The organism is Fructilactobacillus sp. X2R5C2 (assembly GCF_059901375.1).
The window spans coordinates 23,148-46,995 of sequence record NZ_JBWXUX010000005.1; the positions used below are offsets into that span (position 1 = coordinate 23,148).

The 23,848-nt window shown below is 41.4% G+C and carries 17 protein-coding genes; 10 read left to right on the forward strand and 7 right to left on the reverse strand.

What is annotated here, in order from left to right; translation table 11 throughout:
- Positions 1–17 precede the first annotated feature (17 nt).
- On the reverse strand, positions 18–1,205 hold the full coding sequence (locus AC6UD2_RS06530) for a multidrug effflux MFS transporter (RefSeq protein WP_500698403.1): 1,188 nt from the start codon (positions 1,203–1,205) through the stop codon (positions 18–20).
- 162 nt (positions 1,206–1,367) lie between these two features.
- On the opposite strand from AC6UD2_RS06530, the gene lepB reads away from it, so the two are divergent.
- The 3 genes from lepB (at position 1,368) to AC6UD2_RS06545 (ending at position 4,523) form a co-directional block, all read left to right on the forward strand.
- Entirely contained in the window at positions 1,368–1,970 is a 603-nt protein-coding gene (lepB, locus tag AC6UD2_RS06535) for a signal peptidase I (RefSeq protein ID WP_500698404.1), read from the forward strand.
- A 62-nt stretch (positions 1,971–2,032) separates the two neighbouring features.
- Complete coding sequence (locus AC6UD2_RS06540) at positions 2,033–3,121, forward strand: hypothetical protein (protein ID WP_500698405.1); 1,089 nt, start codon at positions 2,033–2,035, stop codon at positions 3,119–3,121.
- Positions 3,122–3,197: 76 nt separating this feature from the next.
- Positions 3,198–4,523 (forward strand): C1 family peptidase, encoded by a 1,326-nt coding sequence (locus AC6UD2_RS06545; protein WP_500698406.1) that lies wholly within the window; start codon positions 3,198–3,200, stop codon positions 4,521–4,523.
- Between the two features lie 76 nt (positions 4,524–4,599).
- Here the strand turns inward: AC6UD2_RS06545 and AC6UD2_RS06550 are convergent, their stop codons facing one another.
- Together AC6UD2_RS06550 and AC6UD2_RS06555 are read right to left on the reverse strand one after the other, a co-directional pair.
- The gene (locus tag AC6UD2_RS06550) at positions 4,600–5,235 is read right to left on the reverse strand and encodes a transmembrane-type terpene cyclase (RefSeq protein WP_010022089.1); all 636 of its coding nucleotides are present in this window, start codon (positions 5,233–5,235) and stop codon (positions 4,600–4,602) included.
- A 722-nt stretch (positions 5,236–5,957) separates the two neighbouring features.
- Complete coding sequence (locus AC6UD2_RS06555) at positions 5,958–6,254, reverse strand: LlsX family protein (protein WP_500698407.1); 297 nt, start codon at positions 6,252–6,254, stop codon at positions 5,958–5,960.
- A gap of 177 nt (positions 6,255–6,431) precedes the next feature.
- Between AC6UD2_RS06555 and AC6UD2_RS06560 the strand changes: the two genes are divergently transcribed.
- Positions 6,432–6,617 carry a hypothetical protein gene (locus tag AC6UD2_RS06560; RefSeq protein ID WP_039143696.1) on the forward strand — a complete coding sequence of 62 codons (186 nt, stop codon included), beginning with the start codon at positions 6,432–6,434 and terminating at the stop codon, positions 6,615–6,617.
- A gap of 63 nt (positions 6,618–6,680) precedes the next feature.
- Here AC6UD2_RS06560 and AC6UD2_RS06565 read toward each other — a convergent pair whose 3' ends face one another.
- Positions 6,681–6,839, reverse strand: a complete 159-nt coding sequence (locus AC6UD2_RS06565) for a hypothetical protein (protein ID WP_153218755.1) — start codon at positions 6,837–6,839, stop codon at positions 6,681–6,683.
- 120 nt (positions 6,840–6,959) lie between these two features.
- Between AC6UD2_RS06565 and cls the strand changes: the two genes are divergently transcribed.
- A complete protein-coding gene (gene cls / locus AC6UD2_RS06570) occupies positions 6,960–8,432 on the forward strand; it encodes a cardiolipin synthase (protein WP_500698408.1) in 1,473 nt (490 codons plus the stop codon).
- A 60-nt stretch (positions 8,433–8,492) separates the two neighbouring features.
- On the opposite strand, the gene AC6UD2_RS06575 is transcribed toward cls, so the two are convergent.
- A complete protein-coding gene (locus tag AC6UD2_RS06575; RefSeq protein WP_500698409.1) occupies positions 8,493–9,917 on the reverse strand; it encodes an NAD-dependent succinate-semialdehyde dehydrogenase in 1,425 nt (474 codons plus the stop codon).
- A 234-nt stretch (positions 9,918–10,151) separates the two neighbouring features.
- Positions 10,152–11,465 (reverse strand): NCS2 family permease, encoded by a 1,314-nt coding sequence (locus tag AC6UD2_RS06580; RefSeq protein ID WP_010022083.1) that lies wholly within the window; start codon positions 11,463–11,465, stop codon positions 10,152–10,154.
- 174 nt (positions 11,466–11,639) lie between these two features.
- Here AC6UD2_RS06580 and AC6UD2_RS06585 point away from each other — a divergent pair, with 174 nt between their 5' ends.
- The 5 genes from AC6UD2_RS06585 to AC6UD2_RS06605 all read left to right on the forward strand — a co-directional run bounded on the left by AC6UD2_RS06585 (position 11,640) and on the right by AC6UD2_RS06605 (position 22,578).
- Positions 11,640–12,215 (forward strand): NAD(P)H-binding protein, encoded by a 576-nt coding sequence (locus AC6UD2_RS06585; RefSeq protein ID WP_500698410.1) that lies wholly within the window; start codon positions 11,640–11,642, stop codon positions 12,213–12,215.
- Positions 12,215–15,802 carry a PD-(D/E)XK nuclease family protein gene (locus AC6UD2_RS06590; RefSeq protein ID WP_500698411.1) on the forward strand — a complete coding sequence of 1,196 codons (3,588 nt, stop codon included), beginning with the start codon at positions 12,215–12,217 and terminating at the stop codon, positions 15,800–15,802. Before AC6UD2_RS06585 ends, AC6UD2_RS06590 begins: the two co-directional genes overlap by 1 nt.
- On the forward strand, positions 15,789–19,517 hold the full coding sequence (gene addA, locus AC6UD2_RS06595; protein WP_500698412.1) for a helicase-exonuclease AddAB subunit AddA: 3,729 nt from the start codon (positions 15,789–15,791) through the stop codon (positions 19,515–19,517). The genes AC6UD2_RS06590 and addA overlap by 14 nt, the downstream gene beginning before the upstream one ends.
- A gap of 275 nt (positions 19,518–19,792) precedes the next feature.
- On the forward strand, positions 19,793–21,151 hold the full coding sequence (locus tag AC6UD2_RS06600; RefSeq protein WP_500698413.1) for a cytosine permease: 1,359 nt from the start codon (positions 19,793–19,795) through the stop codon (positions 21,149–21,151).
- 263 nt (positions 21,152–21,414) lie between these two features.
- Entirely contained in the window at positions 21,415–22,578 is a 1,164-nt protein-coding gene (locus tag AC6UD2_RS06605) for a nuclease-related domain-containing protein (protein ID WP_500698414.1), read from the forward strand.
- A 67-nt stretch (positions 22,579–22,645) separates the two neighbouring features.
- Here AC6UD2_RS06605 and recA read toward each other — a convergent pair whose 3' ends face one another.
- Positions 22,646–23,785, reverse strand: a complete 1,140-nt coding sequence (gene recA / locus AC6UD2_RS06610; RefSeq protein ID WP_500698415.1) for a recombinase RecA — start codon at positions 23,783–23,785, stop codon at positions 22,646–22,648.
- Positions 23,786–23,848 lie beyond the last annotated feature (63 nt).

Consider the following 23,848-nt stretch of genomic DNA (forward strand, 5'->3'; position numbering starts at 1 on the left):
GCATTTTTTAGTAGAATCTATTTTTTCACCCTTTTTGGTTTAACCAACAACATGTTGATGAGAATCATGGCAATTAAAATGATGAGTCCCATCGGTAGATAGGTGTTTTCACCCATAATTCCGACCAATGGCGAAACGATCCCGCCCATGGCGTTCTGAGTTAATCCAACTAACGCGGAGGCACTACCAGCATTGCGGTCAGCAGCGTTCATGGCAACGGTCGTTGAGAGGGTCAGTAAGGCTCCAATAAACAGTAAAATAATGAAAACTAAGATCATTACTACTAGGAGGTTTTTGAACCAGATGGCACTAAGAGTCAAGATGAGGCTGGTTACGATGGTAGCCTTGATGAATTCTTTTAGGAGTTTAATGGAATCAGTTTTCATTACCAGGCGTCCTGGAAGGGCACTTCCAACTCCAATGGCTACCCCATTAATGGCATATAGGAAGCTAAAGTCGGTAACGGACATGTGAAACTGACTTTGAAAGACAAACGATGAAGAAGAGATGTAACTAAATAAGGATCCGTAGACAAGGCCGGTAGCTAGTACTAACCGGAAAAACTTGGGATCTTTAAGCAGGTGAAACATCTGAACTTCTGACTGAAATAGGGAGCCGGTACTACGATTATCAGGAGAAAGCGTTTCGGGAATACCAAAGATGCACATTAGAACGATTATAATTCCAATGACTCCAAGAATTAGGAAGATGCCCTGCCAATCCGTTATTTTAATGATCAAGCCACCAAAAATGGGGGCAATAATGGGGAAAATTCCGTTGACGGCGGTTAATAATGAGTAAAACCGCGTGAGAATTTTACCCTCAAACATGTCCCGAGCTACCGCCCTAGAAATGACCTGACCCGTTGCTCCAGCAATCCCTTGAACCAGCCGGAGTGAGATGAGGGCATAAATATTAGGAATGAAGGCGATCATGGCAGATGAGAGGGCAAAGAGGAGAAAGCCGATGATTAAGAGTGGTTTTCGTCCGTATCGATCACTTAAGGGACCGATGATAACCTGACCAACCGCTAGTCCAATTAGGCAGGCCGTGATACTTAGCTGCATCATGGAAGCGTTGGTATGAAAGGTTGCCATCATCTGGGGGAGTGCTGGCATGTAGAGGTCCATTGAAAGTGGACCGGTTGCGCTCACAATTCCCAGAAGAATCGCTAACCATATGATATGACTCTTTTTTGTTTCCATTTTTTCATCCCTAGTAAAAATTTTTCGATCAATGACGCACTAATTGCTATTATAAGGTATACTTACTAAATATATAAAGAAAATTTTAGGGATTCAGTTCATACCCTAGTAAATCATTAGTGATAGAATAAAATTATACATAATGATTGAGGAGAAGTTGAAATGAAATTTTTTAAGAGTGTCATGAGTTGGGTGATTCCAATTGCGATTGGACTGATCCTGGCCTTACTAATCAGACAGTATCTATTTACGCTGGCCAAGGTTGATGGCCCTTCGATGCAACCTAACCTTGAGAGTGGCGAGCGGATCATGGTTTTCAGACAGGCTAAGATTAAGCACCGCAGTGTAGTTGTGTTTGATGCAGCGGGAGAAGATCCCACCGCAGCTCCTAACACTGACTACGTCAAGCGGGTCATTGGTCTTCCTGGTGACACCGTTGCCTTTCGTGGTGGAAACATCTACGTGAACAACAAGAAGGTTAATCAGGACTACATCAGTAAGGATCAGCAACAAAAGGGAACTTACTATAACCGCATGCCCGGTGACTGGGATCTAACAAGTTTGTCTAAGAACTGGCCTAAAAACAAGGGTGCTGTGAAGGTCCCTCATGGAGAATACTTTGTTTTAGGGGATCATCGAAGTGTTTCCAACGACAGTCGTTATTGGGGCTTTGTTCCAAAGAAGAAGGTTGTTGGGGTTGTGAAGACTTTCCCATGGAATACAACTAAACAAAAGCGTTATAATATCAATGAATTAGGATATTAAATCAATAAAAAGCTCATCATTTATGGTGGGCTTTTTATTTAAATTAATTTTTGGAGGATGATATGAGAGACTTGGTAAGAAAGTTTTCAATTGTCATATGTTTAGTGATCATTGGGTTTGCGGCAGTGTTTTATATTTTGGAGTTCATGAAACCGAACTCTAAGACAGCCCAATCACCACAGAAACCGCAGCATTATCAAGTGGTTAACAATCAAGACTATTCACGGGGAAACTACCAATACGTCCCAGTTTATAAACAAGGCGATAATTTTCCTAATACTTTACATACAATTCGGGGAGAGGGACATTCAGACTTTATCACCCAGTACTTTCTTCCCACTTACACCAGTAGATATTCCCAAATGAACGACGAGAATCACCGACTAATGCGGAATCCACAAAGTGTGGTCTTACACGGACAGTACGCCTATGTGATGTACACCTTTTATGGTGGTTCTGATACGGGCTTTGTGGTCCGCTATGATCTTAAAAAGCTTCAACAACTAGGATTTAATTTACCTGGTTATATGAGTAAATTCAGACACAGTAAGACCCAGCTAGACGGGATTAAGATTGGTCCCATTTTTAAGACTGGGCACGGGCAGTCCTTGGCCTACAATCCAAAGAATAAACAAATGTGGTTTGTGAAACAAAATGGGTTTAAACCGGTTGTTCAGCGGCTCGATATGGATACCCTAAAGCCGATGCAGGAAGTCAAAGTAAAAATTAATTCCAGTGGACCAGTTCCCATGGGGATGGTACTGGCCTTTGACAAACGTGGGAATGCCTATTTTTACAGTATTACGCACCATGGTATTGCGCCGAAGGGATCCGTTAAGATCTATCGGGGTCAGATTAGCGACAATGATGCGCAGTTCAAACTGATTCCCCAGGTAATTAGATATGCTCCGGGAACTGTTCCACAGTCATTAGCTTATAATGCCCAAAATAATAATTTGTATTTGGTCTCAAACGGTGGCATCATGCGCCTCCCAGTCAGTAAGCTAGGTCACTTGAAGAAGAGTGACGTTCGAACCATCATTACCGACGGACACCGTGAATTTGAAGGGCTCTCCTTTGAAGACGGAAAGGGAATGCTGCTAGTAAACCGGGGACCCGAGTTGATGCGAATGACGAATCCTAATTTTTAGTCCTTCCGCTTGTAAAACGATTAGTTGAGACTTAGAATTACAATTAACTAATTAATCGAAAGAAAGGACGAAGATAATGACTGAATTTAACCATCCAATTACATCAGATGACATTGATCAAATGCAGGCTGACCTTGAAGTGCAACCCAAAAACGAGGTTATCTCGCGGGCCATTATGACCAACGGCATTGACAAGGCTTCAGAAGATCCACGAACCGCAGTTCGTTTGAATCGGACCTTTTCCGTTGACCTGGAGACCGGAACCGTTGCCAACCAAAAGCACAGTGGAAGATGCTGGTTGTTCTCACTTTTAAACACCTTGAGACACAAGTTCGCGGTTAAGTACAACAAGAAGAATTTTGAATTATCACAAAACTATCTGTTCTTCTGGGACAAGATTGAACGGGCTAACATGTTTTACGATCGAATGATCACGCTAGCTGATCGCCCCACCAGTGATAGAGATGTAGATTTCTACTTAAGCATGCCTGGTGAAGATGGCGGTCAATGGGCCATGGCAGCCGCTTTGGTTCAGAAATATGGGGTAATTCCTAAGGAAGCCTTCCCTGAGACGGCGGTAACTGATGACACCACTGATTACGACGAGGTGATGGATCGCAAGCTCCGCCATGACGGAATGGTACTCAGAAACCTAGTTAACTCGGACGCTTCTGATTATGACATTAATCAAATGAAACAAAAGATGATGTCAGAAGTCTACCGGATGACTGCTTATTCGTTTGGCGTTCCACCCAAGACCTTTGATCTTGAATATCGTGATGACGATAAGAAGTATCATTTAGATCAAGGTTTGACACCAAAACAGTTTTATGACAAGTACATTGGCGTTGATTTAAACGACTACGTTGTCTTGACCAATTCACCTGACAAGAAGATGGACGAGATGTACTCACTCCCAAGTCAGAATAACGTTGAGGGCGGGATGCCCATTGAATTCTTGAACGCTCCAATGGATGAGTTGAAGGAAGCTGCCATCAAACAGTTAAAGGATGGCGAGACCGTCTGGTTTGGAAACGATGTGTTGCACCAAATGAACCGACAGAAGGGCTACTTGGACAGTAAGTTATACCGTCAAGCTGCTTTATTCGGCGTTGACATGACCATGACGAAGGCCGAACGATTAGAGTATCATGAAGCCGAAGTTTCTCATGCGATGACCTTGACTGGAGTTGACCTGATCAACGATGTTCCCACCAAATGGAAGGTCGAAAACAGCTGGGGTAAGAAGGTCGGAGACGACGGTTACTTCGCAATGACCGACGAGTGGATGCAGGACTTTGTCTACGAAGTGGTTGTTAAGAAGAGTTACTTGAAGCACACCCAAAAGGAAGTTTTGAAGAAGACTCCAATCAAACTGGACCCATGGGATTCATTACAATAAAAATAATTGATTTCGATCTAATTCGAATTGATCCAAACAAAAAGCAACTAACCATTATGGTTAGTTGCTTTTTTAATTATTGAGCGGTTTTGGCGTGATGCAGATCAATTTTGGCTAAGGCCACTAAAATGATGTATGCGATGTCGTAAACCGCACACAGTAAACCAATCCAAGTTACAAAACGGTAGCTTAGAATAAATCCATCCAAAATGGTGGGAGCGAGGGTGCCGATAAATTTCGCAATTGCGATCGTTAACGACTGGCCCTCTAAGTTGGGTCGTTTAAAGAACATCACGATGAATAAGACGCTCATTAATAGATTTTGTGAGAAGGCGGAATAATTGGATCCGTTCGTTGCACCCAAGGCATCGTAAAAGGCGTATTCGATGATAAATGAAGCAAGGATAACGGTAATTCCTTGCAGAATGTAGTATGGCTGTAAATCTTTAATTTGATATTTTTTACCGTAAATGAAGTAGCACGCAATAACGCCAATATCTAGCAAGAACCAGAACACGTGAATCACGGTTGGTAACGCGAATCCGAGGGTATTGATGTTACTAATGGAATAAAGAAGTTCCCATGCAATATTTAAACCGGCTGCCCAGAGCGGCATGCAGTAGGTTTTGTGCTTAAAACCAATGTAGATCATCATGATATAAACAAGTGACCAGCAGATGCCACTTAAACCCGTTAAAAGATTGACTGCCATAATAAAATCTCCAATTATAAGTTCAGCTTTTAAGGTCATCAGCATTTGGACTATGTAAACCATTACCTAGTATTATCATAGTCTTTGTAAAATTAGTTTCCAATAGATTTGTCACCTGGGCAGGGAAAATAAATTATTTTGACTTATTTATCCTGTATGATAGGATGAAAATGTGAGGGATGTTATTTCCCTCAGCTAAGCTAAAACGTTTATTTTTTATTGATTTTTTGAGCTGCTTGTAGTGGATGCTATGGGTGGCTTTTTTAGGTTCTTAGTTGACAATTTTCTTCTATATGATAATCTTGAATTGTAAAAGAAAAGCAGTTGCACATAATGCAACTGCTTCGAGATCCGCTAAAGCGGTAGCTACATTATATGTTTATAAAGTAACCATCAGCCTTGTGCGGCTAAGACGGTTACTTTTTTTGTTGGTCTGGGACCAACTTAAGAATTAGTTGGATCAGTTCTATCATGAAATGACAGAATTGAAATACTAATTCTAACGTGTCAAATAAGGACACGCGCTACTCCTTTCCTCAGGATGGTTATATACGAATAGATTTCATCGCAATACTAACCACTCCTTTGAAGTTTAAAGTAGCTACCGTCTTAACTTTTCTCTTTAATTATTGTATCAATCTTTTGGAATAAAACATATAAATATTCAGAAGATTGTATATTTTTATTATAAGGTAATCATCTTTGTGACGTGGCTAAGACGGTTACTTTTTTGTTTTACTTTTTCTGTGAAACCAAAAGAAGGTTTCACCAATAACCACCATTAGTATGGAACAAATCACACTCAAAATCATCATGTTGTGATTATTTGATATCCCGCCAACCGCGTCTCCAGTTCTTCTGATAACGTATGTAGATAATCCTAAAATGTTTACATTTAAATGGTTGAGATGAGCACCATAAAAATGATAGTAACCGACCCAGATCATCACAAAATCAATGATCATGGCTAATATGAAACCAATGATGATTTCTGTCACAACTCTCAAAATCTTTTTCATGGGCTGTCCTCCTGCGGTGATAATACTTTTGTGACATTATACACTATTACAGTTTCGTAAACATCCCGTTAATTATAAATAACATGCCCCTTATCCCATAGACACTACGTTAGTTTGCCTGTATAATTTGCACCAATAATTAATGTATGAGCAAGAGAAATGGGGTGGGAGAGTAAGATGAAGTGGTTTTTAAAAATTGGATTGTACGTTGTGGAAGTAATGACATTTGGGTTATTAGCATTGATTTTAATTCAGCTCCCAATCGATTATTTCCCAATGCTGATATTACTTTTTTCTAATTTGGCCTTTTTGCTGATCATCAATCAGCGGGTTCAAAGTACAATTAATAATCATTATAAATGAATTGATCATAAAAGAAGTGCCCCATAATCGTTAGACCCTCGTCTAACCACTATGGGACACTTTTTATTTTTTCAAAAACAACTGATAAACCAGGATTGCGATCACTAACGCTGCAAAGACCAGGGTGGCAATTTTGGGATTGGATATTAAAGCATCGACTACTCGATGAAGAATCGAAAAGCTGTGGACCCCGTGTAATCCGAGGACAAAATATGAATTCATTTTCATCACCTACGTTTTCTTGCGAAATTCTTTATTATTCTAATCCCTAATCGTGAAAAAAGTAAGCAAAGTCCTCCAAAGTTATGTATTATAGATGTATAAAACCTAGGAGGATCAACTATGGCAATTGATTGGATGTTAATTTGGCACATTATCGTAATTGGTAATGCGTTATTTGCGATTATTACTGTGTTCAGACAACCACGGGACATTGCCGCAACATGGGCATGGTTACTAGTGTTGGTATTTCTACCATTATTAGGCTTCATTATTTACGCTTTCTTCGGAAGGAAGTTACCCAAGAGTAAATTCTTCCGATTAAAGGGGAGCGTGAAGAAACATGTTAAACATGAACTTAACGAAGAAAAGGCGATGTTGAAGAAGCCAAAAGATGCTGACACACCGTCGAAGAAGATCGCGTGGGAATCAGCTAACATGGTTAGAATGTTTATGAATTCTGATACCTCGCCACTTTATGATAATAATAAAATTGATGTTTTTACGAATGGTGACAAGTTAATGGACCAAATGTTTGATGACATTAAAAATGCCAAAAGTTCCATTAACCTTGAGTTTTACACGTTTTACGCCGATAAGATCGGTAAAAAAGTGCTGGCGGCTTTGGTTGAGAAGGCCAAAGAAGGCGTCGACGTTCGGGTCATCTATGATTCATGGGGATCAATGGGCACGACCCAACGATTCTTTAAGCCGCTGTTTGAAGCGGGCGGACACGCCTATCCGTTCTTACACACCCATTCCAATTTCTTTGATTTCCGGGTTAACTTTCGGGATCACCACAAGATCTTGGTAATCGATGGCGAACACGGCTACGTTGGTGGTTTTAACATCGGTGACCAGTACATGGGCTGGAGTAAGAAGTTCGGTAACTGGCAGGATTGTTCCATTCGAATTCATGGGAATGCCATCTACGGATTACAGTCACAATTCATTTTGGATTGGAACGCAACCGATGGCAAACTTCAGATTAACCCCAACAATCCAGAGATGATCAAAAAATACTATCCTATCATTCATACTGATGGGGAAGCGGTCATGCAGATTGTCTCCAGTGGTCCCGATACCAGTATGGAGCAGATCAAGATTGGTTACATCAAGATGATTGAGATGGCCAAACACAAGGTGCAGATTACGACTCCGTACCTGATTCCTGATCCATCCGTTTTAGACGCCCTAAAGATTGCGTCCATGTCAGGGGTTGATGTGCAAATTATCGTTCCCGACATGCCGGATCATCCGTTTGTTTATCGAGCTACGCAGTACTACGCACGTCAATTAACCAAATTGGGTGTGAAAGTCTACTACTATAACAATGGCTTCATGCACGCTAAGACCATCGTGGTTGATGACAAAATTGTCTCGGTTGGATCCGCCAACATGGATTACCGAAGCTTCAAGTTGAACTTTGAAATTAATTCGTTTACCTACGATGAAGAGTTTGGGAAACGAATGGGAAAGATTTTTGAGGAAGACCTAAAGAAGAGCACGTTACAAACCACTAAGATGTTTGAGTCTGAGTCATGGTGGTTGAACTTCAAGCAGCATTTTAGCCGCTTGTTGTCACCAATTCTATAAAGTAAAAAATAAAGGGATGAACCTCACTGGGTTCATCCCTTTTTAATGACTATTTATTATTTATTTTTGTGGATCGGTCGCGATTAAGGCCCCAGCTAAGTTATGCATGTCTGGTTCCTGCGCGGTGACGATTAATTGTTGGTTAACGAACGCCATTTGACCAATGTCACTCATTTCTCTGCCGTATCCAGATCCCTTAACGCCACCAAATGGTAATGATGGGAGGGATGCCAGGAAGTTGTTGACAAAGACCATACCGGTTTCAATCTGATCGGCTACCTTCGCACCACGTTGAGGGTCGCCAGAGAAGACAATTCCACCTAATCCATAAGGATTATCGTTGGCCATCTCAATGGCTTCCTGTTCACTGTGAACTTTGTAGACCGAGGCAACTGGCCCAAAGAATTCAGTTGAATAACCTGGATTGGACTTGTCGATGTTGGTTAAGATGGTTGGCATGAAGAATTGGCCAGGGAGATCAACTGGTTGATCACCGTAGACCACCTTAGCTCCCGCTTTAACGGTTGCATCAACTTGAGCTTGAAGTTTATCTTTTGCTTTCTTTGAGTTCATTGGAGCAAGAGTAGTAGATGGATCCATCGGGTCACCCATTTTAACCTTGCTGAAGTCTTCCTTTAATTTTGCGACAAACTTGTCGTAGACATTATCCATCACGATGAACCGTTTGTCAGAGCAGCAAACCTGACCATCGTTATAGAGTCGAACCCGCCAAGCAATGTCCTCAGCTTTATCTAAATCAGCATCGTCCAAGATGATGAACGGATCCATTCCACCGAGTTCCATCGAATTTTTCTTAAGGTTCTTACCGGCCGCTTCGGCAACTGATGATCCACCACGTTCAGATCCGGTTAGGGCGACACCTTGAACCCGTTTGTCTTCGATGGCCTTAGTAACCTGATCGTATGATAAGAACATGTTGGTCAATGCGCCTTTAGGGGCACCAGCTTCTTTGATTACGTCCGCAAACGACTGGGCTGACTTAGGAATGTTAGAAGCATCCTTTAAAATCATGGGATTTCCAACCATAAAATTAGGGGCAAAGACCCGCATGATTTGATAGTAAGGAAAGTTCCAAGGTTCAACCATTACTAGTGTTCCAAGAGCGTGATAGTGCATCTCGGCTTGACCAGTAACCGCTGAAGTAAGGGCTTTAGGCTGAAGTAGTTCTTCACTGTGATCGGCAAACCAATCAGCGATGATCGCACATAGCTCAACTTCACCTTGTGATTCACGGAATAACTTACCCATTTCGATCGTAGCGGTCTTAGCGAGTTCGTCTTTGTTGTCTCGTAGTGCGCTAGCAACGTTATGAAGGATTTTGGCCCGCTTTTTGATATCTTGTTTCTTGGTCTTTTTATAGAGGGCATCATCAGTCTTTAAGACTTGCTCTAACTCCTTGTCAGTAGCGTTGGGATAGGTTTTGATAGTTTCATTGTTGAATGGATTAACAGTCTCATATGCCATAGTAATTCTTCTTTGTTTTATAAAAAACACGATCTATCACATTAATTACCAATAACTATGAGAATCAGTTAGCTAACTCAAATCTCACCCTTAGTATAGTTCATTAGTGAGCATATGCAAAAGAGTAGCTTGAATTTTTAAAATAAGTGAGCCTATATATGCTATTGTAAGAGAATATGAATTAAAAAATATCTTCATAGAATATATATTCTATGAAGATATTTTTGTTTTTAATTATTTAATGTTCAAGATCCACAAGAAGACCAGGAAGATAATGGCTAAGGCGTACATCATCCAACCTACTTCCTTACCTCGCTTAGCGGCGATCATGGTAATTGGATAGGCAATAAAACCGAGCGCAATTCCATCTGAAATACTGTAGGTTAACGGCATTCCAATCGCAATTAGAAAGGCTGGAGCAGCAATTTCGAATTTGTTCCAGTGAATGTTTCCAAGTGATTTGGCCATCAAAATTCCCACGATGATCAAGGCTGGTGCGGTGACCTGACTGGTAATGACGGTCAAAAGTGGTGAGAAGAACATGGCGAGTAAGAATAGGATTCCGGTAATGATAACGGTGAATCCGGAACGTCCACCAACGGCAATTCCCGCTGATGATTCAACGTAGGCACCCATTGGTGAAGTTCCTAGAAGTGATCCAACCAGCATGGTGACCGAGTCAGCACCCAAGGCACGACCAATGCGGGGAATCTTATTGTCCTTCATGTAACCGGCCTGTTCGGCCAAACCAACCAGTGTTCCGGCGGTGTCAAAGAAAGTTACCAGTAGGAACGTTAGCACGACAACGATTAGTTGAGGCGTGTTGATTTTATCAACGTTAAATAGTCCAACTAAGAAAGTGGACTTGATGCTTGGAACTCCGGAGACGATCCCGGTAGGCATCTTGATTAAACCGAAGAGCACACCAATTACAGCTGAAGCAACCATTCCAATGAAGATGGATGCGGGAACGTTAGCGGCCATCAGGAATAACGTGATGACCAGTCCAGCGACCGTCAGCAACGTGAGTGGGTTGCTGAAAGATCCCAAGCCTACTAGGGTTGACTTGTTGGCAACCACTAGGCCACCATTGTTTAAGCCAAGAAAGGCGATGAACAATCCAATTCCACCAGCAATGGCGGACTTAAGGTCGGACGGGATCGAGTCGATGATCTTTTCACGCAACTTGAGTAGCGTCAAGATGACGAAGAGAATTGAGGCAACGAACACGCCAGCAAGGGCAGTCTGCCAGGGGATGTGCATCCCAATACATACCGAGTAAGCAAAGAAAGCGTTCAGACCCAGACTAGCAGATAACGCAAACGGATAGTTTGCGATGATTCCCATTAGGAAACAGCCAAATGCAGAAGCAAGAGCGGTCGCGGTAAAGACGGCACCCTTATCCATTCCTGCAGCACCCAAAACGTTCGGGTTTACGAATAAGATATACACCATGGAAACAAAGGTCGTGACTCCCGCGATGGTTTCACGGGTAAAGTTTGTTCCCAGTTCCTGAAAGTGAAAAAACGAGGCAATTCGATTAGCCATTTCCACAACTCCTATCACATTAATATTCGGTTTTAAAAAAATGAACCACGATATTAGGATAACATAATGTTAAAATGTGTCAAATCACGAACAATATTAATTGGTCGCAAAAAAATATGCATTAACGGTCGTTGACAAATTTGATAGAATAAAGATATAAATGGGGTTTTAGAGATGAAAAATATTTTACTACTTGGAAAAACGCAGGCCGAACAAATGGTCTTTAACTATTTTAATTCAAAAAATGAATTTAAAGTTCATGAAATAACGACGGGCGATTTTACGCAGGAACAGACGTACCGAGGTCACCTGAAAGATGTCGACGTGATCGTTTCCTTTTTAGGACCCTTGGACGTTGATTTAGACATGGAGGCACTCTTTTCCGTCATTTATTCGGGACGTCTGAATCCAACTCGGATCATTTTTCTGTCAGCCGCGGGAATTGATAAGGAAGTCGACGGTGAACTGGATTACCCTGGGGTCGATGACGTTAGTGAATTTTTAAAACAACAACAGTATGCCATTAAAGTTATTGATGAATCAGAAATTCCGTACACCATTTTTCGACTCGTTAATGTAGTTAATACCAAGCACAATGACGGCCACACGATTGAAGAAGGACAGCCCGTGCCGGTTGGAATTGTTTCACATGAAACGATTGCCCATTTCGTGATTGATGCGATCGTGAACGGCAGTTTTAAGAATCAGTCCCAGGCTCTCATTGAGGAACACTCAGAAAGGAAAGCATAATGGCACTACAATTCGTACTCGGCAAGGCCAGCAACGATCACTTTAAAAGGGTGATCGATAACCTTGACCACTCCATGCAGCAACATCCACATGATACTTATTTCTATTTGGTACCGAATCACATTAAGTTCGAGTCCGAACTAGGAACGCTCAAACAACTGAATCATGATGACCAGAGCACGTTTGCCGAGACTCGCGTTCAGGTCTTCTCGTTTTCTCGATTGATGTGGTATTTCCTTGGTAACAGTAAAGGTTATCAACTACCACGACTCTCAAAGGACGCCATTAACATGATCATCTTTCAGATCATTGAGAATTACCAGGACAAGCTGACTGTGTTTAAGGGTGAGGGAGCCCAACCTGGTTTTATTTCCCAAGTGGCAGATCAGATTAACGAACTGCAGCAGGGGAAGATCGACCCGGATACGTTGGACAAGATTGCTGATCTCGATCCCGGAACGATTAATCCTGAATTACAGGGAAAATTGCATGATATCAGCGTAATTTATCGTGAATTTTTGAAAGAGACGGACGGAAAATACGTTGATTCCTCTGTCACACTGGAAATGTTGAATCAGTATCTGACTGACACCGATTTGTCCCAGATGCACTTCTACATCAGTGGTTTTTCGCAGTTTTCGGCCCAAGAACTTGAGATCGTCAAGACCCTAATTGATAAGGCTAATGACATCACGATTGACCTTAACCTCGACCATGCTTATCCAAACGAAATGCCGGATAATTCGGCGTTCTTCTTACGCTCAGGACGACTTTATCATCAGTTGTACCAGTACGCTCGGGAAAGTGGAACTAAGGTTATGACCGACCAGTACGCTGACGACTGTCGTTGTAGTGACGGTTTAAAGGAACTTGAGGACTACTGGATCGCAAGTAGTGAAGTTGGTTCCCCAATTCAACCCAAGACAAACGGTAATCCTGACGTAGCCCTCTTTCGGGCTGATTCAAACTACGATGAACTGATGAATATTGCCACGATGATTCGCCAAATGGTCGCAACGGGACATTTCCGATACTCTGATTTTATGGTGGTTACCAGACACTTGGATAAGTATCAAAACGTCATCGATCCCATTTTTCAGATGCAACAAATTCCGTACTTCGTGGACATTCAGAAACACATGGATAATCATCCCCTAGTGGAACTAATTGATGCGTTGTTCTCTATCTATCGCGCGGATCGCAAGCGTAACTATCGATATGACGATGTGATGCGTTTACTTAAGTCTGAGTTGTTGATTCCTCATGACCAGGATGGCAACCCGATGAATATTGATCGTTATCGTCGTTGTCTTTCGTTGTGTGAAAATTTAGTTCTAAAAAATGGTTACGAGGGGAAACGTTGGACGCAGGATGAAGACTGGGAATACGCCACCATTTCTGACAATGACACTGGTATTGTCTCCAATCGGAATAAGGAAATTTCCGCTGACATCAATGTGATTCGCCATTTTGTAAAAGACACGTTACCACCATTTTATAAGAAGATGGCTAAGGCCAAAACTGGGAAAGACGCAGCCAACATCCTGTATCAATTTTTGGATAAGAACGGCGTTATTAATGAACTAAAACACTGGCAGGATGAGGCCACCGAACGTGGTGACTTACAGGAAGCTGGTCAATCTGAACAAGTTTGGAACACGCTGTGTGGTTTGCTGGATGACTTTGTGACCTTTCTAGGTGACCATCCCTTTGAAATGGATAACTTCTTGGATCTTTTGAAAGCTGGATTTGAGGGAGCTTCATACTCCCAGATTCCATCAACCTTGGATCAGGTCACCATTTCTGAAACTGGTTTAGTCCAGCTTAATAATAAAAAAGTGACCTTTGTGATGGGGGCCGACGACAATAGTATGCCTGCTACCATTGAAAATAACAGTCTTTTAAACGATGCCGATCGCGATCAGATGAATGAACAATTCACCGATGATCAGTACTTAAATGATAATAGTGAGACGCAGATGGTTAACGAACCCTACTTAAACTACTTGGCGTTCATGACGCCTGATTCCAAGCTGGTCTTTTCGTATAACTTGGGTGGGGGAGAAAGTGACGTAACCCAGGCCATTTCACCATATGTAGCTCGAATTAAGGATCATTTCAACCTGGAAGAAAAGCACGTCTCCGCTACTCCCAGTCCTGATTCAAATGATATTCGGCAGTATGTTGGTTCCAAGCGAGCCACGTTGAAATACCTAGTAAAGGCTTCACTTGATGCCAAGGTTAATGGCAAGCAATTAGGGCAAGCCTGGACTCAAATTAAAGCGTACTTAGAAAACGATCCAACCATGCGGACCATTACCCAGAAATTAATGGGGAGTTTGACGTACAAGAATGTTCCCGCCGCTTTAAAACCAGAGATTGTGACCGGCTTGTATGGTAATTCCATCACAACTTCCATTTCTAAGCTAGAAGAATTTTACTATGACCCGTATGAGTATTTCTTAAAGTACGGACTACGATTGAAAGAACGAGATGAATTTAATCTCGATCCCAGCAGTACCGGAACCTTCTATCACGAGTCACTCGATAAGTTGATTAAAGAGATTAACGATAAGCACATTGATATTACGGATCTTTCCAATGAACAGATTAGAAACATGGTGAACGAAATTACAGGTTCCATTATCGAGAACGATCCGGATCTGCAGTACGAAATTTTAAAGAGTTCTAATCGGATGGAATACATTTCTAAACAATTGGTTCAAACGGTAATGCAGATGGCGACCACTTTGCGTGACCAGTCCCATTACACCAAGATGCGTCCGAAGAACACCGAAATCATCTTTGGTGAACCCAGTGAAACCAACGGTATTGACGGCTTGAACTTTGATTTGGGCGATCATCATTCGGTAAACGTGCGGGGACGAATTGACCGCATTGACCAAATGTTCCTCGATGGGACTGAGTATCTTGGTGTTGTTGACTACAAATCTAGTGACAGAGATATTGATCTGTCGGAGGCTTACGACGGGACACGGATGCAGATGATGACATACCTCGATGCCGTCGTTCAAAATCAAGATAAGCTCTCCAGTACCGACAAGGCGAAATTAGCTAGTGCCTTGTACATGCACATCTTTGATCCAGTTTTAAAACCTAGTGAAGTCAAAAATTTCGATGACATAAAACAAATTGAAGCAGCTTTGATGAAGAAACATAAGTACAGTGGCTTGTTGGTTAATAACGATGGTATGTTGAAAGACATGGTGAATAACGTTGCTGATTCTTCCATGATCTATCCTTATAAATTTAAAAAAGGTGGTAAAGAATTGGACGCAATTTCCATTAAAAAAAATATCATTGAGCCCCATGACTTGGAACTACTGTTGAGACGAACTGAGGAACGGATTAAGAATGCTGGGAAACAGATTTTTGCTGGGAACATTAAGTTGGAACCATCTCAGTATAAGGATAAATCAAATATTGATTATTCTCCTTACAAATCGGTTATGCAATTTGACTCATTATTAACTGAAAATAATTATCGAATTGTGAAAGACATGGGGAATAATAAGGATGTCATTAACTTCTTAAGAGAGGAGGAACGCAATAATGGCGGACAATAGTATGAATTTTACCCCAGAACAGGAAAAGGCTATCACGGAAAATTTTCCTGGAAACGCTTTGGTGTCAGCTTCAGCTGGCTCGGGAAAAACCAGAGTTTTGGTGCAACGGGTACTCAATAAGGTGGAACACGGGGTCGATGTTGACCACCTTTTGATTGTGACGTTTACCAAAGCGGCCGCTAAGGAAATGCGTGATCGGATCAAAAAAGGTTTACAAGACGAGGTTAATCAGTCTAATGATGACGAACAGAAGCGTAACCTGGTAAAACAGATCCGAAAGTTGTCGGTTGCACACATTTCTACGATGGATGCCTTCTGTCAGTGGTTGGTCCAGAAGGATTACTACGCCATTGATCTAGATCCTAATTTTCGGATTTTAGCCGATAAAACTGAGCAAGAAATGTTGCGTGATTCCGTCTGGGAAGACGTCCGAGAGGATCTATACGGTAATGACGAAGACGGTTCATTTGCCAGATTAACTAGAAACTTTTCTAACGATCGTGGTGATGATGGTTTAACTGACGTGGTATTGAGTCTTTATGATTTTTCTAACGCTAATCAAGATCCTAAGGCATGGCTTAATCATTTAGTTGATTTGTACCAAATGGATGACAACATTACCCAAAGCAATTTTTACCAGAAGTACCTGCTGCCTGAAATTCAAAATAAGATTAAGCAAGCCATTGGAATTTTCAAACAGGCTAAGCAGGAATTCTTGGATGGGGCTTTGACTAAACATGCTGATATTGTAAACAACGATATAAAGCAACTTAATCAAATTTATGATCGTTTGGGAACCGCTACATGGGATACGCTTTATCAAATGTTTAAAGATTTAACTTTTAAAAGATTGCCAGGTAAAGGGTCATTTGATGATAGTCAAGAAGAGTTCAAAAATCAGGGGCAATCTCTTCGTAAAAGTGCCAAGGATATAGTAACTAAAATCCAGTCCAAGTACTTCTTTGCCAAAGAAGATGCTAATTTAGATGTCATTAAGCAGGCGGAAAAATTAGTTAAGAAATTAGTGGAGGTTGTTCAAACTTTTTCAAAGCGTTATGCAGCAGTCAAAAAACAGAAGCATGCTTACGAGTTTGTTGATATTGAACATTTTGCGTTGAACATCCTGACTGGTAAGAGTGAAGACAGCCAAGAAATCAAGCGACAATTGCAGAATTACTTTGATGAAATCATGGTTGATGAGTATCAGGATAACAACCGACTACAAGATGCGATCTTAAGTGCGATGAAGAATCAGCAGCACGAAAACATGTTTATGGTGGGCGACGTTAAGCAGTCAATTTACGGTTTTCGTTTGGCGGATCCGGGAATGTTTTTGGAAAAACTGGATCATTATCAGGAATCTGATAATAAGGACACCGCGGTTGAATTGTCTGACAATTTCCGTTCGGTTAAAAACGTCGATGATTTTACCAACTTGGTTTTTTCTCAGATCATGGATCGTGGTCTTGGTGAAATGGACTATACCGGAAACGCCAAGTTGAAGTATGGTGCGACCTATTATGGTAATTCCGTCAAATCAAACGCCAACGTCATGATGTATGTTGATGATGGCTCTAAAGATGATGACGAAGATTTAACGATGAAACCTGACACTAGTTCCGAGGGTCAAGTTCGCATGGTGGCCGATCAGATTCAGGATTTGATACAAAAGAAGATGCAGATCTACGATAAGACCACGCATGAGATGCGAGACATTCGCTACGGTGACATTGCGATCTTGGAACCCACGCGGAATAATAATTTGAACCTCTCCAAAGAATTTTTACAGAAACGAATTCCACTATCAATTGACGGTGGTGAAAGTTACTTTAAGACCACTGAGGTTCAGATTATGATGTCGCTGCTTCAAATTATTGATAATCCGTACCAGGACATCCCATTGGCAGCAGTTCTGCGTTCGCCAATCGTGGGGATGGATGAAAATGAAATGGCTTATCTGCGGATTAACCACAAGACCGGTAATTATTTTGCGTCCATCCTTGATTTTTACCATCATTATCCGTCACAAGAGCCTAATGAATTTGGGAATTTGGTTGCTAAGAAAGTCCAACTGTTTCTGGACCAATTAAAAGATTTCAAGGATTTTGCGACGAAACACGAATTATCTGACTTGATCTGGCACATTTACAGTGTGACTGGGTTCTTGGATTACGTTGGTGGGATGCCAGCTGGCAAGAAGCGTCAAGCTAATTTGCATGCATTGTACGAACGTGCTTCGGAATACGAAAAGAGTAGTTTCAAAGGTCTATTTGCCTTTGTTCAATTCGTCAAACGACTTCAGGATAAGGACGATGACCTGGCTGAGGCTCCCGCCGATATTGAGACAGATTCGGTCCACGTCATGACGATTCACGGTAGTAAGGGACTTGAATTTCCGGTCGTTTTTTTAATGGACGCCACTAAAAATTTCAATGAATCTGCCGAAAAGAATCGGTATGTTTTGAATAACAAATTAGGAATTGGCATTAAATACTTTGATCAATCTAAACATGAATTATTACCAACTTTGCAGTATGTAGCGATTATGGCCGCAAAGAAAAACAGCAATTTGGCGGAAGAAATGCGTAAACTTTATGTTGCTTTGACGCGTGCTGAGCAACAACTTTACATTACCGGAATTGTTAAGAACAAGAATACGGCTGAAACTGAAACCAAGAAATGGGAAGGAGCCTACCAAAGCCCTAACATGGTATTGGATCAGTCGATGCGAAGTGGCGCCAAGAGTTTCATGGATTGGATTGGTGCTTCTCTGGTACGTCATCCCAACTATTATCAGGATCGTGGTAAGGTTGATGCGACTCACGTTTTGTCTAAGGATCCAACCAACTTTAAGGTGGAATTTGTGACGGCCAAGGACTTACAACAACCTGGTCAAGCTGAAGCTACTAGTAATTCATCAGATCAAACGCTAAAGACTGAACAAATTGATCAGTCGCAGATTCAGCACATCATGGACTTCAAGTATCCGTATCATGCAGCAACCACCACGACGGCTTATCAATCCGTTTCAGAAATCAAACGGTTGTTTGACGATCCCGACAATATCCAGCTAGGCAGTGTGTCAGAGAGTCGGAACATGATCTTGCGTCGGACTCGTTACAACAACACAACGTTTATGCAACCCCAGTTCATGCAATCGGTCGGACAGCCAAACTCGATGGAAATTGGAACTGCAACGCATTTGATTTTGCAGAAGATTAACGTTAAGGAACCGATCAATCAGGATACGGTTGCTGAACTCTTGGCGCAGTTGGTTAATGATAAGTTAATTACGCCGGAGGTTGCCAAAAAGGTCAACATTGATTCCGTGGTGAAATTCTACCAGAGTGAGCTTGGTCAATTAATCAAGGCCCATCCCGATCGACTTCACCGAGAAGTTCCGTTTTCACTGCTAATTTCCGCAGAACAGATCTTCTCGGAATTTGAAAATGACGCGGATCAAAAACTCCTGGTCCACGGAATTATCGATGGCTACCTTGATTTAGATGATGGTCCGGTTCTGTTTGACTACAAAACCGACTTCGTTAATCCTAAAAAAATGGATGCTAGCGTTGAAAAGATCATTGACCAGTATCGTGGCCAGGTTAATATCTATGGAATTGCCTTGTCAGACATTTTGGGCAAACCAGTTAAAGACGAATATTTATACCTACTTTCAAATAACAGTTTGCAACGAGTAGTACCGAAGAAGTAAATTAAAAAAACGCTAATCAAATATGATTAGCGTTTTTTATTTTACAAAAAATACGAACATTGTTAATTATGTAACTTTGTTGCCTCAAGAAAAGTCGAATGATAGAATTTACAACATATTGATCGTTCACATGACCAGGTGTAAAGATTTAAAGAGGTGAGTAGGAGTCATAATTCCTCATGGTAGAGCTAATTTTCAGTGTTATACTTGAAATATGTTGCAGATACGACCATCAGATAGTAAACCAAACCAGTCGTTAATAATTGGAGGATAAAATGGAGAGTAATCAGAAATATGCATTTGAGTCAATCCCAATTTCCGAACGAGACATGAATTATTGGGATATGTTTGCCACGTGGTTCGGCGCCAACGCCAACAACGGAACCTGGTTTATTGGAGGAGTGATTGCTGCTGCCGGCTTTTTCGGTGGAATTAGTTCCGCAGTGATTGCCTCAGTGATTGCCTTTGCGTTCTTGAGCATGGTGGGATACATGGGATATCAGACGGGAGCGTCCACCACGATTCTGTCGCGAGCACCGTTTGGGATTCGAGGAAGTGTCGTTCCATCGGTCATTAACCTAACCTTGTTCATGGGTTGGACGGCGGTTAACACGTTCATTGCCGCTACGTCCTTAGCATACTTATTTCATAGTATGTTTGGTTGGGCGTTGTTTGGCCAACCCGGTGGTTACTTTGGGATTATCGTTGGGATCATCATCATGAGTATCCTGCATTTGTTAAGTATCATTGCGGGACCGAAATCAGTTCAGATTATCGAACGAATCGGAGTGGTTTTGGTAATTATCTTTGTCATTATCGAAGTGATCGTGGTCTTTCGCGACGTATCGTTCTCCCAGATTGCTAAGTATCAGGTTCCAATGAAGTCTAAAATGCCATTTGGAGTGGCGCTCGATACGATTGCTGCAGCCGCATTAGGCTGGGTTGTTGGTGGAGCGGACTTTACTAGGTTTACCTCTAGTAAACGAATTTCCACCCAAGCCCCTTACGTGGGTGCCATTTTAGGAATGGTCAGTTTTGTGATCATTGGTTTATGTACAACTCTGAGTGTTGCTGTAACCTCTGGCGTGTTTAACCCGAACAATTCGGATCCTAGTACCGTTGCCAATAAATTAGGACTTGGCTTGATTGCGATGGTTGTCATTGTTTTGACTAGTATGACCGCTAACGCCGTCAACATTCAATCCGGTGGCTCGGCTTTAAACAACCTGATTCCCAAGATTAGTCTGAACAAGTCTCTGTTCATCGTTACGATTCTATCCATGATTTTGACCCTGGTTCCACTGATTAATGGCAGTTTCTTGGATGCGTTCACGGCATTCTTGAATTATACTGGGATGTTCCTTGGTCCTATCATTGCCATTTTGGTAGTTGATTACTTTGGTTTATCAGACGGAAAATATGATTTGAAAGCCTTGGCAACTCCTACTGGAAAGTACTGGTACAAGGGTGGCATTAACTGGTTTGCGATGGCATGTATCGCCATTGGAGTGGTACTCTACATTGGTTTGAACCTGTTGCCGATTGTTAAGGCGACGGTTGGTGCGACCTTCATTTCCATGATTGTGGTTGCGATCGTTTATTATGTCGGTAGTAAATTAATGCGAAAAGCTTAAATAGAAATAGAAAAAATACCCATTCGCTAAAAAAGTGAATGGGTATTTTTTGTGGTAATTAATTGATATTAAAGGGTTTATAATATTATGTTAGTACTTTAGTAATAAATCATTCTTCTAGGAGAAAATTATGGACGGATATCATAAGATTTGGATGGCTTTAGCGACCATTATTTGTCTTGCATTCTTTATACTTAATTGCTTCTCAGGGGCAGGGATCCTTGGAAATTTCTTATTTTCTTTTTTATTGTGGGGGCGGATTTTTGCTTCTTGGTGTTTGGTTTGACCCGTACGATTGCCTCCAAGTGTTATTTTTAATGATTGGGATTTTTGTCTTCTTTAGGCTATTACCAACTGATGGATTTTGGGGGAGCCTGATTGCCGCTGGGTTGGTGTTTTTTCTTTTACGTTGGCTTGCGAGTCTAATTAATGATTTTCTTGTCAGGAGAAGCGAACGACCGAATTTTACTAAAAAGCTAAATGAATATGGAATAAATTTAGATGAATTAAATGAATTTCCCGCTATTGCTCAAAATGTGATTGTAAGACGAAAATTGTCAAATGGAGATTATAGCGATCTTCTGATGAGACAACTTCGATTAGTTAATGATCAGTTCAATATCAACTATGATGATGAGATGGAAATAGTTAATCGACTAATTTATCTGACTCATGAATACTACTATAATGTGAAAAAGATTAAGAATAATTACAATGAGAATATTTATGACAACTTTGCCGCAATTGATGAGTTTAGCGAACACCTGAGTGATTTAAAGGAAGAATACAGTAAAATCATGGTGGGTAATGACGGTGAAAATCGGGTCGCAAATGCGGTCAATGGTCTTGGAGACGTGATTTCTAATAGTAACGTATGGAATGATTATGGTGATGGTCATACGAATAGGAATCAACAAGATGTAATTTTGATTTCCCAAAGAGGAATATTTATCTTTGAAGTTAAAAATTGGACAACGTCTAGGTACATCGAAGAGACCCAAAGTGGTTACTTAATTGGAAGGGACAAATATGATAAAGAAACGCACTTTGTTAACGTAGCTCAACAAATCCTAGACCATAAAAAAGCCATTGGGAACTTATTAAGTGATAATTTATCGATGAATGGAGAGAGTGGGGAAATAATGAATAACGTTCATTCATTGATTGTTAATGCGAATGATAATTGTCGGGTGTTAAGCCATCGGGACACGATTTTTAACGTATCAGAACTTAGTGAGAGGTTGTTAGAGTATCCAATCTGTTTTAACCCTAACGAAGTGGCTCAGATAGTCCACATAATAACTGCTAGTCAAGTTTCAGAACAGAATCGTAATCATTATATCTTTAACGAAGAACTGATCCCAAATCTACCCTTGGTCGAAAGATATTTACGGTTTATCCATGACATTGGTCAAAGTATTAGATGAAGTAGTTTTTATCATACAAAAAAACGCCTGACCATGATTTTCATGGTTAAGCGTTTTTCGTTTAAGACTAAACGTCTAATTTAGTTCCACTATCTTTCTTGGTACTTGCCTTTGTTGCTTTCTTAGTAGTTGCCTTATCGTCAGAGGACTTGGTGGATTTGGAATCATCACCACTGTCATCGTTCTTTGATTCTTCATCATTGGCGATGCCATATGCTTCTCTGACTTTTTGCTTAATTTCTTTGACCATCTCAGGTTTGTCACGCAGGTTGGCCACGGTCTTGTTTAGACCTTGTCCCAAACGTTCCTCACCGTATGAGTACCATGATCCAGATTTGTCAACGATGTCCTTGTCAACGGCTAAGTTGACCATGTCGGCAATTGGTTCAATTCCCTTACCGAAACTCATCAGGGTATCAACGGTCTTAAATGGTGGAGCCACCTTGTTCTTGACAACCTTAATCTTGGTTTCTCGGCCAACGACATCTTGGCCTTCCTTTGATTGCTTACCGGAACTAACACGAAGTCGAACACTTGAGTAGAACTTAAGGGCACGACCACCAGGTGTGGTTTCAGGGTTACCAAACATCACACCAACTTTTTCTCTTAGTTGGTTAATGAAGATGACCACCGTGTTGGTCTTATTGATACTAGAAGCTAACTTTCGAAGGGCCTGTGACATTAAACGAGCCTGCAAACCAACGTGAGAGTCACCAATGTCACCCTCAATTTCAGACTTTGGAACAAGAGCTGCAACTGAATCGACAACGATGAGGTCAATGGCTCCTGATTGAACCAAGGCATCGGCAATCTGAAGTCCTTCTTCACCGGTTCCTGGTTGTGATAACAGAAGGCTATCAATGTTAACACCAAGACTTTTGGCGTATTCAGGATCCATTGCGTTTTCAGCATCGATATATGCGGCGGTCCCACCAGCCTGTTGCAGAGCAGCAACGGTTTGAAGGGCAATGGTAGTCTTACCAGATGACTCGGCACCGAAAATCTCAACTACACGACCACGCGGGAAACCACCGATTCCAAGGGCGATATCTAATGATAAGATACCGGTTGAGATGGAATCCACGTTCTGGTTAGGTGATTCGCCCATGCGCATAATAGCACCAGTCCCAAATTCTTTCTTAATCTTGCTAAGTGCTTTGTCGAGCTCGATTTGACGCCCGTCTGCACTGTTTTTAGAATTTGCCATAAAATTCCTTTCCTTTTACATAATTGCGAACATACGTTTGGTTACTTGATATAATCAATTGTA

Excerpts from the sequence above, each read along its gene's own strand:
- AC6UD2_RS06560 (WP_039143696.1), top strand. The coding sequence starts at position 6,432 with ATGAAGTGGTTTTTAAAAATTGGATTGTACGTTGTGGAAGTAATGACA.
- AC6UD2_RS06540 (WP_500698405.1), top strand. The coding sequence starts at position 2,033 with ATGAGAGACTTGGTAAGAAAGTTTTCAATTGTCATATGTTTAGTGATC.
- AC6UD2_RS06590 (WP_500698411.1), top strand. The coding sequence starts at position 12,215 with ATGGCACTACAATTCGTACTCGGCAAGGCCAGCAACGATCACTTTAAA.
- cls (WP_500698408.1), top strand. The coding sequence starts at position 6,960 with ATGGCAATTGATTGGATGTTAATTTGGCACATTATCGTAATTGGTAAT.
- AC6UD2_RS06545 (WP_500698406.1), top strand. The coding sequence starts at position 3,198 with ATGACTGAATTTAACCATCCAATTACATCAGATGACATTGATCAAATG.
- AC6UD2_RS06555 (WP_500698407.1), bottom strand. The coding sequence starts at position 6,254 with ATGAAAAAGATTTTGAGAGTTGTGACAGAAATCATCATTGGTTTCATA.
- lepB (WP_500698404.1), top strand. The coding sequence starts at position 1,368 with ATGAAATTTTTTAAGAGTGTCATGAGTTGGGTGATTCCAATTGCGATT.
- AC6UD2_RS06530 (WP_500698403.1), bottom strand. The coding sequence starts at position 1,205 with ATGGAAACAAAAAAGAGTCATATCATATGGTTAGCGATTCTTCTGGGA.
- AC6UD2_RS06600 (WP_500698413.1), top strand. The coding sequence starts at position 19,793 with ATGGAGAGTAATCAGAAATATGCATTTGAGTCAATCCCAATTTCCGAA.
- addA (WP_500698412.1), top strand. The coding sequence starts at position 15,789 with ATGGCGGACAATAGTATGAATTTTACCCCAGAACAGGAAAAGGCTATC.
- AC6UD2_RS06580 (WP_010022083.1), bottom strand. The coding sequence starts at position 11,465 with ATGGCTAATCGAATTGCCTCGTTTTTTCACTTTCAGGAACTGGGAACA.
- recA (WP_500698415.1), bottom strand. The coding sequence starts at position 23,785 with ATGGCAAATTCTAAAAACAGTGCAGACGGGCGTCAAATCGAGCTCGAC.
- AC6UD2_RS06565 (WP_153218755.1), bottom strand. The coding sequence starts at position 6,839 with ATGAATTCATATTTTGTCCTCGGATTACACGGGGTCCACAGCTTTTCG.
- AC6UD2_RS06550 (WP_010022089.1), bottom strand. The coding sequence starts at position 5,235 with ATGGCAGTCAATCTTTTAACGGGTTTAAGTGGCATCTGCTGGTCACTT.
- AC6UD2_RS06585 (WP_500698410.1), top strand. The coding sequence starts at position 11,640 with ATGAAAAATATTTTACTACTTGGAAAAACGCAGGCCGAACAAATGGTC.
- AC6UD2_RS06575 (WP_500698409.1), bottom strand. The coding sequence starts at position 9,917 with ATGGCATATGAGACTGTTAATCCATTCAACAATGAAACTATCAAAACC.